This is a genomic window from Cerasicoccus frondis (assembly GCA_031296915.1).
Taxonomy (GTDB): domain Bacteria; phylum Verrucomicrobiota; class Verrucomicrobiia; order Opitutales; family Cerasicoccaceae; genus Cerasicoccus; species Cerasicoccus frondis.
This window is the reverse complement of record JAVDPC010000024.1, coordinates 57592-73362: the sequence shown is the minus strand read 5'-3', so window position 1 is coordinate 73362 and position 15771 is coordinate 57592. Positions and strand designations below refer to the sequence as shown.

Here is a 15771-nt window from a genome sequence, read left to right as displayed (position 1 = left end):
TACAATTATACCCCAATAGAGAAGTAAGATGTCTGACACTCCGAGCAACGCGCAGGGCTCCAAAGTGCTGCCGATGTCACAGAAGCTATATTATGGCGTTGGTGCTTTGCTGGCCTTTGCCGGTCCACAGATTCTGGTAGCGCTTACCTTTCCCATTTTCAACATTGAGTTGGGAGTGGATCCGGCGCTGATTGGTTTAGCCATTATGATCGGTCGGATATGGGATACGGTGAGTGATCCAGTTACAGGGGTTATCTCGGATAACACCCGTAGCCGGTTTGGACGCCGACGCCCCTACATGTTCGTTGGGGCGATACTGTGTTTCATTTTCTTGCCAGTGGTATTCTTTGTTGGCGGCGATTGGTCGGAGCAGGATAAGTTTCTCTATTATGCGGTAACGTCGATTCTCTTCCTGACTGCCTATACGGTCTACTCAGTGCCATATTGGGCGCTGGGTAGTGAGATGACGCCTGACTACAATGAGCGAACTCAGGTAGTGGCGATTCGCACGATGATTGGCATGATTGGCGCAAATATCATCGCGGCGTGGGTATACCGTCTGACTCAGCTTGAGGTATTTGGCACTGCCGCCAACGGCGCGCGCTACATAACGATTGTGATTGGCGGCGCATTGGCGTTCTTCGGGCTGATAACGGCTATTAAGACGCGTGAGCCCTATTTCAAAGTCGCTAAAGCGCAGAAAAAGGTGGGGATTTGGGAATCCATACGTGGTGTTTTCACCAATGACCAAGGTGTTCTGGTGCTCGCCGTATTCGTGATTAGCAACATGGGCAATGGAATGGTTCAACACCTCGGGATCTACATCAACACGTATTATATCTTTGGTGGAGACACGATTAAGGCGGCGTCCTATGTGGCGGTGGGTGGTACTATTGGAGCATTTCTTTCGTTCTTTTCAATTCAACCCCTCGCTATGCTGTCCAAAAAGATCGGTAAGCGAAATTTGATGAATCTTTGCTTTATCATTGGGTTTATTGGTTCGCTTCTAAAATACTATTTTTTCAGCGCGACTATTCCCTGGCTACAATACATTCCTGTTGCTTTGATGACTATTGCAGGCTCCGGCGTTGCGTTGATGATCAGCTCCATCAAGGCGGATGTGGTGGATTATGATGAGCTAAAGTGTAGCCTGCGTCGCGAAGGGGCGTTCGGCTCGGCATTTGGCTATATCAACAAGGGCATCTCAGCCTTTACTGCGCTCATTGCTGGTTTGCTTTTAAATTTTGCAGGTTTTGACCAGTCATTGGGCGCGAATCAAAGCGAGGACTCGATTTTCACTATGCGCCTGATGTTTGCCGTCATTCCGGCAGTATTTCTATTAATTGCTTACTTTCTGCTCAGGTATTATAAACTAACTGAGGAGAAAATGGTGGAAATTCGTGGCGAGTTAGAAGCTCGGCGCGGCGAAGTATAATTGTAACCATTTTTTTTTCTGAATGTTGAGCGTTCAGAAGTGACAAAACTCCTAATCTCGGTAACCATGCTTAACCCTTTTCTTGCCCAAGGTCAGCCCCTCTACGGCGCTGATTACAACCCCGACCAGTGGCTTGATCGCCCCGACATTCTGGAAAGGGATATCGAGTTGATGAAGCGCGCTCATTGCACCTCTATGACCTTGGGGGTGTTTTCATGGACCTCGTATGAACCGCGAGAGGGCGTCTATGACTTTTCGTGGTTAGAGGAAGCGTTTGAGCGACTGCATGCCGCTGGCATACGAGTGATCCTTGCGACGCCCACGGGCAGCAAACCCATGTGGCTCTCTGAAGCTCATCCTGAAGTGCGACGGGTTAATCGTGAGGGTGCTCGTGAGCCAAGTGGCGAGCGGCATAATCACTGTCCAAGCTCACCGGTATTTAGAGAGAAGTCGCGAAACATCAACCGACAACTTGCTAAGCGATTTGGGCAGCATCCTGCGCTGATTCTATGGCACTTAAATAATGAGATTAGCGGTGAGTGCTTTTGCAATAATTGTCTGGCGGGCTTTCGCACTTGGCTGAAGGAGCGATACGGCAGCCTTGAGGCGGTCAATGCGGCTTGGTGGGCAGCGTTCTGGAATCATACGGTAACCGATTGGGAACAGATCACGCCTTTCGATATGAGTGTTGATGGGCAGCAGTTGGACTGGCGACGTTATATGAATGAGCTGCATGTCGAGACACTGCAAAACGAAATGGTTCCATTGCGGGAGCTTACTCCACATGTCCCATGCACTACCAATTTCATGAGCACCTTTGACACCAACGATTATTATCGCTGGTCGAAAGTTATCGATATTGTTTCGAATGATCGCTACCCGCTCCACGATGATCGCGAAGAGTCCTGGCGCGTCAGTATGCGGACAGAGTTTATCAATGCGCTTATGCGTGGCATGGCTGATGGAAAATCCTGGATGCAAATGGAGTGTTCGCCCAGCTCAGTCAACTGGTGGCGTGTTAATAAGCTGAAGCGACCGGGCGTACATTTCTCAGAGTCGATGCAGTACCTTGCGCATGGTGCGGACGCGATACATTACTTTCAGTGGCGTAAAGGACGAGGTGGTTGCGAAAAATATCATGGAGCCGTGGTTGACCACGATGGCTCGGCCGACACACGCGTGTTCGCGGATTGCGAGGCGGTGGGAGCTGCTTTGGAACAAGCGGCGCCTTTGGCGGGTGAACCTCGCGATCCGTCACCTGTAGGCATTGTTTATGATTGGGAGTCGAAATGGGCGATTCAATATTCCAACGGTCCGCGAGCGCCACGACTTGAGTATCCGAAACCCGATGATGTTCATACGCAGACTGCTCGCGATCATTACAATGTTCTAGCTCGATTGGGCATCAGTGCTGACATTACCTTTAAGGATCGAGACTGGAGTGCTTTTAAATGCCTGGTGCTTCCGTCATTGTATCTCATCGATGAGGAGTTGGTCGCCAAGGTCAAAGCCTTCGCCGAACAGGGTGGGGTGGTGATTGGCTCCTACCTGACAGGCTATGTGAACCAGTCCAATTGTGTTTGGTTGGGCGGTCTGCCGGGCGCAGGTTTAAGGGAGCTTTTCGGCGTTTGGAATGAAGAGATCGATTACCTTTTTGAGGAAGAGAGTAACACGGCCAATTTTGATGGGGAATCCTATCTCATCCAAGACTATGTCGAGGTTTTACATGCAGAGGCGGCAGAAGTTATCGCGACCCACGCAGGAGATTTCTATGCTGGCAAACCGGTGGTCACCTGTCGTCAGGAAGGGGCCGGGTATGCCTATTATTATGGCGCTCGTATCGAAGAATCTGGTTTGCTGAGTCTCTATCGTAATGCTTTGACGAAAGCAGGTGTTTCGATATTGGCGGATACCCTGCCACAAGGGGTGACTTTTCAGGATCGCCGTGAATCTACGGGGAAGCTGCGTCGCTTCATCTTTAATTTTACTCGCTCATCACAAGTTCTGCCATTGGAGGGTGACTGGGTGAGCTGTTGTGGTGGTGAGCCTATGCCAAATGAGATAACTCTGGATCCTTACGAGGTCCGACAACTTTATTCCGTTTAGACTATTGTTGGCAAAGTATACATTGTCATTGTGCGAAATTTTCATTTAATTTAAGGATTTTGGCGTTAATTTTCGTTGGCTCCCTTATATACCCCAATCAACATTAGGCTTACCGCATGAGTAGCAAATCAGCTTCGAATCGTAAGACGAAGTGGTCCACTCCTTACAAAGAGTGGTTGTACCTGAACTCGCGCTTATTCTGGGTCTACGATGATACAGTCCAGCCTGGCGCGCTTGAGACGGAGCGTTTCATTACGAACTATGCCGTTTGGTATATTCGGGAAGGCAACGTGATGGTTGAGATCGAGGGGCAGGAAATTTCGGCCAAACCTGGAGAATGGGTTTTTCTGCGCCCCGGCATGCGCCGACAGCGTTTCACGCAAAACTCACGTATTATTTCTGTCCATTTCCAGGCATGTTGGCCGAACGGGCGGAATCTCTTCGAAGATGGCTTGAGTTTAGTTGTGAATGGAGCTGACTTTCCTCAGCTTGAAACGAGTGCCCAACGATTGCTCGATAGCTTTCGCCGCTATGTCTCAGTTAGCAAAAAACAGAGTATAAATTGGCTGAATATCGAGGACATCAATCAACGTGAGCTTTCCTTGACGGAGTTTTTGCGTTTTCAAAAGCCGTTTTCCAACTGGTTGTCTGCCTTTTATGACTGCCTGATTGCCAGTGGGCTGATTCCTACTCGGCTCAGTGATATGCACCAGAGTGTATTGCATGGGCTGCAGTTGATCGAGAGCCTGCCTAAATATCAGCCGTTTAGTCGTGATCAACTTGCAGCGCAGCTTGGGATGAGCGCTTCAAATGCAGACCGGCTCTTTCAAAAATATGAAGGGAAAACGATGTTTCAGGTTTATGATGAGACACGTCTACGTTATGCACGTGACCAGCTTTCCTTGGGCATTGTCAGTATAAAGAGCCTCGCATTTGAGATTGGTTTTCACGATCTATCAAACTTTTCACGTTGGTTTAAGCGTCTGACCGGCTTTAGCCCCCGCGATTACAAGAACCGATTCAGCACCACGTTATTGGATTAAGGCATGTCCGGAATGGTTGGAGCACTTTGTCATTTATAGCCCCAGTGTTGATGATATAAGATAAGTTTTTGCCAAGTAGGGACAATCCTTGTAAGTGGACATCTTTCTGGGGCTTGATGAGTATAGATTCTACCGTTTGCTCACCCTAAGCCCATAGACTTTCGTATGAGATTACCGATTTGCTTGATGCTTTTTATATTGGCCTCGACTAGCGTTGTGACTGCCAATCGATTCCCAAGTTGGGAGGAACTTGAGGAGAAATCTGAGAAGCACACCAGAGAATATCTGCAGGAGTATCCCGATGTACGTTCAGACCTCTACGTGTTCAAAACGATCACCTTACCCAACGGAGGTGAACTGGAACTTAACTTGCGAATCGAGCGCCCTAAGGAAGGTGGACCTTTTCCCGTCGTTTTCTATGTCCACGGTGGCGCATGGGTGACTGGGAGCAAAGATAACTTTTACCGTCAATCATTTCGCATGGCCTCGGAGAATGGTATTGCCGGTGTTCGTATGGAATATCGTTGGAAAGGCCACGGTGGCGACTTTGATGATCTGATTGGGGATGTCATGGACTCGATTGAATTCATTCGTAAGCATGCGGATCAACTTAATCTCGACTTTACGCGGGTCGGTATTGCTGGCTCATCGGCGGGTGCACACTTGGGGGCTATCGCCGCACAGCGCACACCGGAGTGCATTGTTTTCGATGGTTTCAACGGGCTCTATGACGTATTGGACCGTAACCAAAGCCGCTTCGGTGGTGACACAGATTTTACGGGGAGTTCAACTGACGAGAAGAAACAGGCTTCAGCCTATTGGAACATCCGCGAAGATTCACCGGACACTTGGTTATATCATGGGACACATGACTTGACCATCGACTGGGTTCAGAGTCGTCGATTTGCTGATAAGTTACGGGAAAACGGAGGCAATGCTGAGTTGCTGATTTACGGAGGTTATGGCCACGGAGTGAATCGATTGGACGCTGAGATTTATGAAGCGACTACGCAGGCATTGCTGGCTCATACTGGCTATGTGTTCGGCATCCGCAATGTTAAGCCAAATCCCACTGATTACATCGTGAATAAAGATATCGAACCGATCCCCGAGGGGTTTTCATTGGAGGGGGTTTGGCATCAGGAATCCAACTTTGATCGCACCTTCACGTTTCTGCCGGATTATTCTGCGATTGGGACAAATGGAGAAGAGCTTGGCTGGAAAAAGCTTAAGGGTCGCTACTATATAGTTTGGCGAAGTGGGCGCTTGGGGGGGATCAAGATTTTAGAAGCAAATAAGGTGGAGATGGCCTCAAGCACTTTTATCAAGGATGAGTCGATGGCAGTTCCAACCGTAAAGGACGCTGCGCCATTTAAGCTCGTGGGAACTTGGCGTCATGTAAAAATACCGGATCGCGAAATGGTTTTTCGCAGCGATATGTCGGCTATTGGTCCGAACGGAAAGGCTCTTGGGTGGTCGGAAAAGGACGGTGAGTATTTCATCGTCTGGCAGAGTGGAAGTTTAGGCGGCATTGAAGTTTTAGGCTCAGACACCATTGAAGTCGCAAATAATACTTACGTAAAAGCTAGCGAAGAGGAAAAGACTCAGATAGGCGGCGCCAAGGCGTTTGACCTTGTTGGCACTTGGCGTCAGTCGAATAATTCTGCGCGCACATACATATTTCGTGATAACCATACGGCCATGGCGCCCAATGGAGATGCTATTGGCTGGAAAGAAGAGGACGGAAAGTATTACCTAGTTTGGCAGAGTGGAAGCTTGGGTAGCATTGAAATTATCGACGAAAATACGGCACGACTTTCAAATGTTACTTACATAAAAGATTAATCTCGTTCGTAGCCGACCGTTACCCCTTGTATAATATGTTTAATCGATTTATAACGCTATCGCTAGTTTCGATTGTTGGATCCTCTTCAGCCTTTAGCGTCGCTCATCTGCCGAAAAGCAAACCACTTCCAGCAAATTCAGTTACCGTTTTGGAAGTAAGCGGTGAGGGGAGTGCGAATGACTTGGCGACGATTGTTGATGGAGACCTTGAGACCTCCTGTGACAGTGTGTTGACCGAGGAGTCCAGTGGAAAAGGCTTCTTACGTTTCGGTTTCGACCAGCCTTATGCCATTCAATCAATTCGCTATCTCGCACGACCAATCAAGGATGTAGGTAAGGAGAACGACATGACGTTCTTTAAGCTCAGTCTCATCCCTGAGTCCGGCGAAGAGGAGCACGTGGCTTATGAAGGAAATTTTCACGGCGCCAAGCCTCGCGTTAGCTTTATTGCGACTCATGCCGAAGGAGCTCGAATTGATTTCGAGCAGTTGAAGTGGAATCCCAACAACCGTCCTCTAAACGTCGCTGAAATTACATTTTACGAGCCTGCTTGGAAAGTTTCAGTGGATGGTCAGCTTACGCCTGAATTAGCCGATGAGCTTCAAGGTGATCCGATCGCGATCGGCATGCAGAAGAAAATTGTTATCGAGCTGGGCGAACCACAGTTGATCAGCGGCATTGCATGGAACGAGTCCCTGCAAGGGACGCAGATTCGACCCTCCGTAAAATTGGACGGAAGACCAGCCGAAGGCATTAAGACCGACCCAAATTGGCGGTCACTACATTTTGATGCAGTTGAAGCTCAAGAGGTAACACTAACTTTCTCCGGTCCATCTGGGGAAACGCTTCCGTTGGCTGAGATTGACCTTTACCAACCCATTGATCGTGAAGGCGCTGAGTTGGTTAAAATTAGCTTTCCGGAGGAGCCCATTGGTGAGCGCATTAGCCCGCTCGTTTACGGGGGGAACATTGAATACTGGATCGACGATGACGCAGTCTTGAGTGACCCACATTTTATCGAGGTCGTGCGTGACACGCCCTTGACGCTGCTACGTTTTCCAGGCGGAACGGAATCCGACCGTTATCTTTGGCGTGAGCACAAGCTCTATGATCCAACGATATGGCCCGAGGTGGACGGTCCACAAACAACCGACACGGATGAGTTTATCCGCTTTTGTCGTGAAGTCGGTGCGGAGTCGATGATTTGCGTGAATACTGAGTATGCATTCCACGAAAATGATATTCAGTTGGGTGCGCAGTATGCTGCCGACTGGGTCCAATACTGCAAAGACAAAGGCTACAACGTTAAGTATTGGACGATTGGAAATGAAATGTATTGGCGGCTATCCTTTACGGTCGAGGAGTATGCTGAGCTGGTTATCGCCTACGCAGAAGCCATGCGGGCTGTTGATCCCGATATCATCATTGCGGTTCCCGGTGAAATCGACCTCGATTCAGTTGGCAAGAAGGATAAGCCGACAGATGAAGGTCTAGCTAAAATGATGGAAGTACAGCGCCTGCAAAATGAGAAAAAGATAACGCCCAAGGAGCGCGTGACTCGGCATAACAAGCTCATGCAGGAGTATCGCGATCCCAATCCGCCTTTGTGGTGGCCCACGTTACTGGAGCGGGTAGGAAAGCACATCGATATGATCGAGGTGCACGTCTATGCTGGGGACGCAGAGAAAGCATTCATTAGCGATGAGGGCTACGCGAAGGAACTACGTGACCTGAAGGCTTTTGCCGAAGAGCTTATGGGGAAGGATCTTTTGTTAGCCGTTACCGAGTATAACAACAGTATCTGGTGGGCAGACGGTAAAGACGCCGTTGGCATGGAGCAGGCGCTCTTCATTGGTGAGATTCTCGGCCGTCTCATTGAAGGTGGGACGGACTTGGCGACGTTTTGGCCAATTACGATGCAAGGACAGTGGATAGCAAAGGCGCTCTATGTGGAGAAGTCTCATGATTTCCTGCCTTCTTACTATACCTTTTCAGCAATGGCGCGTCACCTACGTGGAAACCGCTTGCCGGTTGTGGCTGACAATCCATCAGTCTATGCGATTGCGGCAATAGACGCAGACTCAGCGACTTTGATAGTCATGGCTCGACCCACTCGCATCAAGGGGCCCGTAACGTTACAGATCCCAACTGGCGATGGGCCGCTTGCTGGGATGGCCCCGGTTGGAGCACAAGTGATCTCCGCTCCAGAGCGCCGATCTTATGAAATGACTACCAGCTACCCAGCGTGGGATGAGGTTGAGGAAAGCCATCTCGAGCTCACCGTCCCGCAGCATGCATTCAGCCTCATTAAATTTATCCGTCCGTGAAAAAGTATTCCAATAACTGGTTTTGGTTCATTTGTATTTCTGTAATTTTGTTCGCGTGCTCCCTGCGCGCAACTGAACCAGCAAAACCGAACATCCTCTTTATCATCGTCGATGACCTGATGCCTCGCATCGGCGTTTATGGTGATGATCAAGCAATTACGCCCAACATGGATCGGCTGGGCAATGCGGGCACGGTATTCTTGCGCGCCTATTCGCAACAGGCCTTGTGCAGTCCGTCCAGGGTTAGTTTCTTAACGGGTTTACGTCCAGATTCACACTACGAGGTGCGCACTTCGCAGCGAATGCGCACGCTGAATCCTGACGTTGTCTCCATGCCAGAGTATTTCGCACAAAATGGCTATGGCACAAAGGGGATGGGCAAAGTGTTTGATGGGCGCACGGTGGTAAATAACGACGAACCTTCATGGACTGAACCGTACTTCAGCTCTTGGAATCCAGATTTTCCTGGTCCTCAGGGTTCGCCTGTCGCGCACTACTATCAGAATCCAAAACTCAAAGCCAAGTATGCCGAAGACGAAGGCAATGAGGTATCGCCATGGTGGAAGGAGAGAAACAGGCTCTTGGCAATGGGAATGCGGCCCGCGGTGGAAGCTGAAGATATCCCGGATGCAGCCTATTTTGACGGACTCATGGGAGATGAAGCAAAAGACTATCTGATCGACTATGCCAGTGGTGATCAAGATGAGCCATTCTTCTTGACGGTCGGTTTTCTAAAACCACACCTGCCTTTTGTCGCGCCGAAAAAATATTGGGACCTCTATGACCGCAATGCTATCGAACTAGCTGCGTTGCCAGGCTATCCAGTTGGGGCGCCGGAAATAGCGCAAAATGACTATCACGAGATCAAGGACTACAACACATCAGCAGGCGAATTTGGCGCCTATTCGCCCGATGTGCAGCGTGAGCTCATTCATGGCTATCTGGCCTGCGTTTCGTATGTCGATGCACAGGTTGGCAAGTTGATGAAAACGCTCGTGGAGAAAGGTTTGGCTGACGACACGATCATTGTGCTCGTGGGTGATCACGGTTTTCACTTGGGCGATAAAGGTGAGTGGGGGAAGCATACCAACTATGAAGAGGCCAATCATGTGCCACTGATGTTCTACACACCTGGCATGCCACGCGGCATACGTTGTGATCAACCGGTCGAGCTGATTGATATTTTTCCGACGCTGATTGACTTGGCCGGTTTGCCGTTGCTTCCTGAGCTTCCGGGAGAGAGCCTGCGAGTAGCCCTGGAAGGCAAGCCGCTACCGGAGCCAACTTTCGCCATCAGTCAATACATTCGCAAAGGCTCCATGGGCTATTCAATTCGTGACGAGCGCTATCGCTACATCGAATGGCGCAAGGCTGGAACTGACCGTAAGAGCGTTGAAGAAGTTTCTGGTGAAGTGATTGCCCGTGAACTTTATGACTACGGCAAGGCAACGGACTCAAGTGGTGAAAAGGTAAACCTTATTAACGATCCGCAGTATGCAACCGTTATTGATCGCCTGCAACAGGAGTTGGCTACCACATTGAATTATCTGCCTACAGCAAAGTAGTCGAGTATACGTGATTGAGTCCGCTTGAATCGTTAGTCTGGCGCTTTAGTGAGCTAACATCGATCTACAATGCAGCTTCAAAATACTTACTGAGGCCCACGCAGAAATTGCCTTGCTTCAAGAAACACCCTTTGAGGAGAAAATGGTTGCAGCCCCCCTAAAGCCGGCCCATTGCGAATGAGAAGATTTTCGGTCATAGATACCGTAAAATCATATGAAAAAGGATGCCGCAGCCCCGAATATGGTCTCGCTACGCAAACTAAGCCAGTGCATTTGTTAGTCTGGCTGGGGTGATTGGATGGTATAGTTGGTTAAGGAATTGAAACTATGTTGCGGTAGGGATCTGGCTATTTCAGAAATACAAACAAACATCTGTAAGATTATTATATATTGACCCATAATCTTCTCTTTTATTAGGTCCAGGGAGTGTCTGGGAATTAAGCTGATTAAAAACTTTGCTACATTGCCCGCAGTCGTAAGCTATTGCAGTGCAAAGTTATAAAGAAGAGTTAACTGATGCAGACTTTGAGTCTCTCAAAAAATTAATGACTGGCGTTCGGTCCGGTTGAGTACCCGTGGTCGCAAACCGCAAAACTTGCGGCGAACGTTGGAAGGTATCTTCTGGATTCTTCGAGCCGGATCACCTTGGCGCTATTTGCCATCACATTTTGGACCATGGCAGAGCATATATGACCGCTTCCGAACATGGTCGCGCAACGGACTGTGGGCTCACCTGCTCAAGCACTTTCAAGGTTCTTTGGCTGACATGGAGTATGTCATGGTCGACTCGACCAGCATCCGTGTCCATCAGGACGCCGCACGCGCTCATCGAGGACAGCTTGCTGAAGCCATGGGCCGATCCCGAGGCGGCCTGACCACCAAGCTGCATCTGGCCTGCGACGCTTTGGGCTATCCCTTGGCCTTCATCGTCACTTCCGGCGAACGCGGGGACGCCACTCAAGCAATCGCCCTGCTCAGGCAATGCCTCAACCAGCCCAGCGCTTGCCTGCTAGATGGAGGATATGACAGCGACGCCATTCGTGAGTTTATTGTGCAAAGCTCCAGCATCGCCGTCATACCACCCAATCCAAGCAGAGCAACGGTCATCAAAATGGACAAGCATCTTTACAAAGAAAGGCACAAGGTCGAAGTACTCTTTCAAAAGCTAAAGCGCTATCGAAGAATCTCCACCAGATTTGAGAAATCTGCAGGCCTATTTGGAGCCATGATTGCTATAGCTTCGGTATTAATTTGGATAAAGTGCTAATTCCAAGACACTACCTAGAGGTCTTCTTGTTGGGGCGGCTCCCTTGTGCTTTGGACTATCAAGCATTGAATTACAGATGCTTCTTCTCATTTGCGAGTTCACGAACTAAGGCTAAGATGGCTTGTCGTGATTCAAGGGAAAGATTGGGCCAATGCCTCAGAATTTCAGCGGGAGTGCATTCTGGAGTGCGCCCGGTGTCGTGTATTTCGCAAGATGCAAGTTTACAATAACTTATGGATTTTCTTTGGCTGGTTCGATCCCAGCCCGGGCAGCCATTTAAGGCGTTGTGCCTTAATGTGCCAGATAGGACCTGAGCAGGTCTATCTATCTTCTACTCAAGGAGTTGCAAATGCGAAACCTCGTCCTTGTTTGTGCCACGCCGTGACAGCTTGGGACTCTCAGAGCCGGTCGCGGGAGTGCAGTGATTGCCGCTAAAAAGCGTCTTCATGCTTTCTGTCTGCGTTAGCTTACGAACGTTCATATAATGCCGAGGGAGGCAGATGGTGCTTATGTGATCTGATACTGATCAGTGGGAACAGTGAAGCTCTACGCCCTGTGCGGGCGTTTAAGTCTTTCTTAGCTCTGTGTGCTATTTTTGCTAATCAGGGATGCTTGAATGTTGGTTTTTTTTCGCGTTAGCTTTTTGCCATCCATTAGCTTATCCAGAATTTGAAACATTTCTGAGACCATTTGAGCGGGATCAATTTCGGCTATTGTAATGTGGTCTTCCCAGTATTCCAAGCTGAGGGATCCTTTGTTGGCGTGACTGACAATTTTGAGGTCTTCGCCGATGCGGATACCGTATTCCTTCATTTGAAGGCAGGCGCCTCTTGCCAGCAGGTCGTCGGTCACGACCATGCCGTCGGGCAGATTCTTTTTTCCGCCGCAACATTCTAGGCATTTGCTTATCCACTCTCTGCCGAGTTGTTCGTGCACGTCGAAGGGTGGATCCTTTTCGTCCTCAGGGTGAATGACTGCTTCTTGTTTGATCTTTATGCCATATTTCTGGGTGGCCGCGGTGAAGTATTCGTAATGTCGGGACAAGATGCCAAGTAGGCCGACTGTGCGGCAACCTTGAGCGGCTAAGTGGGCAACGGAGTGCTCAATAAGTTGGTTTGAATCAATGCCGACGGTCGGGAAATGTTTTGATGGGGCCAAAGCGACTGTAGGTATGTTTTGGTTCGCTAGCCATAGTTCATAATTATCGTTGTTGATTTCACAGGCAAGTAGCCCGTCCAGTTTTCTCTGCTTGAGCGCAGTATCGAGTTCCGGGTTAAATTGTCCTGCTTCTATAGGGGTGTTGTACTGCTTTGGTGAGAGGAATAATGAGAATTGATAGTTCCCTATTTCTGCGGCCCTCTCGCACTCTTGAAGTAACAATAAGTAGAAGGCGGAACTGCCAAATCGGAATATATTCCGCCCGAAAACCAATCCGATCCTTTTGTCCAGCAAGCCATTCGATACGTAGATGCCGCTTCCTTGGCGGCGAGTGATGACGCTTCTAGTTTCGAGCTTAGCAAGTGCCCTGTCCAATGTCGTCAGGGTTACGCCGAATTGTGCGGCGAGCTGCTGAGCGGTTGGCAATTTCATTCCGGGGCCGTAGTTGTGAGCCATGCGGGTTAGCTCGTTGATAATGTAGGCCTGTTTGTTGCGGGACGGATGATTCGTTGTGCTCATTGCTCATTTTGATTTCGGCATCTGGTGGACGTGCCGCTCACGATTTTGGGTCTTGTGTAGTGTGGTGCTGCGGAAAAATCAAATATTAGTATTGATGTATAACAATTTCTTGTCCTGAATTCTCCGGAAGTCGTCACGCTGCCGCCCCTATTTGGCATAAGTGACCGTGTTTTATATATTCTATTTTAAAAGCTGTTATGCATTGGATAGATTGGATTATCGCAATTGTGCCTGTGGTTGTTGTAGTCTACATGGCCATTTACAGTCACCGGTATGCGCGTGGAGTAGTTGATTTTCTCGCAGCAGGGCGTGTGGCTGGGCGATATGTCTTGTCGGCCGGTGATTTGACCGCTGGCTTGAGCGTAATTACTCTGGTAGCCTTGGTTGAATCCAAATATCAGGTCGGCTACGGGCTGACTTTTTGGGAATATCTGACGGTTCCGGTCGGCATTATCATGGGGTTGACTGGCTATTGTACCTACCGATTTCGCGAGACGCGTTCCCTCTCGATCGGCCAGTTCCTAGAAATGCGCTATAACAAGCCTTTGCGCATTGTGGCGGCAACGATTCGCACTTTGGCCGAGGCGGTGACCAATGCAATCGGCCCGGCGGTGGCGGCCAATTTTTTCATCTATTTCCTCGGCTTACCTCACGAGTTCATGATTTTCGGGATCAACTTGCCTACCTTCGGACTGGTGGTCGGGTTTTCACTCTGCTTGTGTATGGTGATTATCTGGCCGGGGGGCCGGATCTCCCTGTTGATTTCGGACGCCTGCCAGGGACTGATGTGTTATCCGATTTTCGTCGTCATCGCAGGTTATATCTTTTTTAAATTCGGTTGGAATGAAACGATCGGCCCGGTGATGATGGATCGGGCGCAGGGAGAGAGTTTCATCAATCCTTTCGACATCGAAAAGCTGCGTGACTTCAACATTTTCGCGCTCTTTGTGACGATCATGGGGTCCGTCCTGAATCGTGCGAGCTGGATTGGAAACGATACCACCAGTGCCGCTCGCACGCCACATGAGCAGAAGATGGCGGGGATTGTGGGCCAATGGCGCAGTCTATATGCTGTTCTCATGATGCTGCTGGTTGCGGTGATGGTGATCGCTTTGATGACGCACAAGAACTTTGCCGAAAAGTCCTATGAGATTCGCAGCGAGTTGACGCAAAAGGTCGCTCAGGAAGCTGTGAGTGATGCCGGTTTGAGAGAGCAGCTCAATGCGAATCTGGCGCAAATTCCAGTCGCGACACATGAAATCGGTGTGGATGCGCCCTTGTCTCAAGAACATAATCTGGATACTCCCTACATGGAGACGGCGCATAAGGTTCTCGGAGGCACTCCGGAGGGTAATAAGGAATATCAGAAGTTCCGCTCGCTTTATCACCAGATGATGTTGCCGGTCGCCCTGAAAAACATTCTGCCAGTCGGCCTCATGGGCTTGTTTTGCCTGCTGATGATCATGCTGCTGATTTCTACGGATGACACGCGCATCTACAATGCCTCATCGACCATCGTGCAGGATATCATCATACCCTTCTTTAAGAAGCCATTGAGTTCACAGCAGCACATCTTACTGATCCGGCTAGTTTCGGCAGCGGTTTGTGTATTCTTCTTCATCGTATCGATTTTTTTCGTGCAGATCGACTACATCTTGATGTTTACAGTTATGATGTGCGCGCTCTGGCTCGGGGGAGCTGGGCCGATCATGATTTTCGGACTCTACAGCCGCTTCGGCAACACGGTTGGCGCCTTCGGTGCACTGATCTTCGGTTCGGGCTTTGCCGCATTGGGACTTTTTCTCCAGCGTAACTGGGTGGAACTGGTTTATCCCTGGCTGGAGTCGAATGGTTGGCACGATTCGGTCGGAAATTTCCTAGGAACTGTTTCTGGCCCATTTCATCCTTACATCGTTTGGGAGATGAATGCCGTGAAGTTTCCCATCAACTCTTATGAGCTCTACTTCATGGCGATGATCTCCGGGGTCGTCGCTTATGTGATCGGCTCTGCGCTGACTCAGCGCAAACCCTACAACCTCGACCGATTGCTCCACCGGGGCGAGTATGATGTTGCTCAAGAGTATAAGGAGCCATTCAAGTGGACCGTTCGTAACACCTTCAAAAAGCTAATTGGCATCACGCCAGAATACACGTTGGGTGATCGAATAATTGCATGGTCGATTTTTGGCTATGCGATCGTCTACAAATTCGGCTTCTGTTTTATCGGTGTGCTGATTTGGAATGCGATTTCGCCATGGTCGGTCGAGCGGTGGAGTCAGTATTTCTTTATCACCAGTCTCTGTGTGACTGCCGTGCTCGGTATGATTTCCACTGTCTGGTTTTTCTTCGGCGGTATTATCGATATACGCAGGCTCTTTCGTGATCTGGCAGCACGTGAGGATAATCCGCTCGATAATGGAATGGTCGACGGGCACGTCTCGCTTGTCGACAAGGAAGCCTTTGATGCCGTGCGTAAGAGCCACGAGAAGGAAGATTAATTTCAAAA

Annotated in this window: 9 protein-coding genes; 8 read left to right on the top strand and 1 reads right to left on the bottom strand. The window is 49.5% G+C overall.

Annotated features, from left to right (window positions below):
- Positions 1–73: 73 nt before the first annotated feature.
- The 7 genes from RBB63_RS17340 to RBB63_RS17310 all read left to right on the top strand — a co-directional run bounded on the left by RBB63_RS17340 (position 74) and on the right by RBB63_RS17310 (position 11588).
- The gene (locus RBB63_RS17340; RefSeq protein WP_309386270.1) at positions 74–1435 is read left to right on the top strand and encodes an MFS transporter; all 1362 of its coding nucleotides are present in this window, start codon (positions 74–76) and stop codon (positions 1433–1435) included.
- A gap of 39 nt (positions 1436–1474) precedes the next feature.
- Positions 1475–3541, top strand: coding sequence for a beta-galactosidase (locus tag RBB63_RS17335; protein ID WP_309386251.1), 2067 nt, complete (start codon positions 1475–1477; stop codon positions 3539–3541).
- 293 nt (positions 3542–3834) lie between these two features.
- A complete protein-coding gene (locus RBB63_RS17330) occupies positions 3835–4584 on the top strand; it encodes a helix-turn-helix transcriptional regulator (RefSeq protein WP_309386250.1) in 750 nt (249 codons plus the stop codon).
- 186 nt (positions 4585–4770) lie between these two features.
- The gene (locus RBB63_RS17325) at positions 4771–6429 is read left to right on the top strand and encodes an alpha/beta hydrolase (RefSeq protein ID WP_309386249.1); all 1659 of its coding nucleotides are present in this window, start codon (positions 4771–4773) and stop codon (positions 6427–6429) included.
- Positions 6430–6578: 149 nt separating this feature from the next.
- A complete protein-coding gene (locus RBB63_RS17320; protein ID WP_309386248.1) occupies positions 6579–8756 on the top strand; it encodes a hypothetical protein in 2178 nt (725 codons plus the stop codon).
- A complete protein-coding gene (locus tag RBB63_RS17315; protein ID WP_309386247.1) occupies positions 8753–10321 on the top strand; it encodes a sulfatase in 1569 nt (522 codons plus the stop codon). Before RBB63_RS17320 ends, RBB63_RS17315 begins: the two co-directional genes overlap by 4 nt.
- 565 nt (positions 10322–10886) lie before the next feature.
- Complete coding sequence (locus RBB63_RS17310; protein WP_309386246.1) at positions 10887–11588, top strand: IS5 family transposase; 702 nt, start codon at positions 10887–10889, stop codon at positions 11586–11588.
- 576 nt (positions 11589–12164) lie between these two features.
- Here the strand turns inward: RBB63_RS17310 and RBB63_RS17305 are convergent.
- On the bottom strand, positions 12165–13202 hold the full coding sequence (locus RBB63_RS17305; RefSeq protein WP_309386245.1) for a LacI family DNA-binding transcriptional regulator: 1038 nt from the start codon (positions 13200–13202) through the stop codon (positions 12165–12167).
- Positions 13203–13516: 314 nt separating this feature from the next.
- On the opposite strand from RBB63_RS17305, the gene RBB63_RS17300 reads away from it, so the two are divergent.
- Positions 13517–15763 carry a sodium:solute symporter family transporter gene (locus tag RBB63_RS17300; RefSeq protein ID WP_309386244.1) on the top strand — a complete coding sequence of 749 codons (2247 nt, stop codon included), beginning with the start codon at positions 13517–13519 and terminating at the stop codon, positions 15761–15763.
- The last annotated feature ends 8 nt before the right edge of the window (positions 15764–15771 follow it).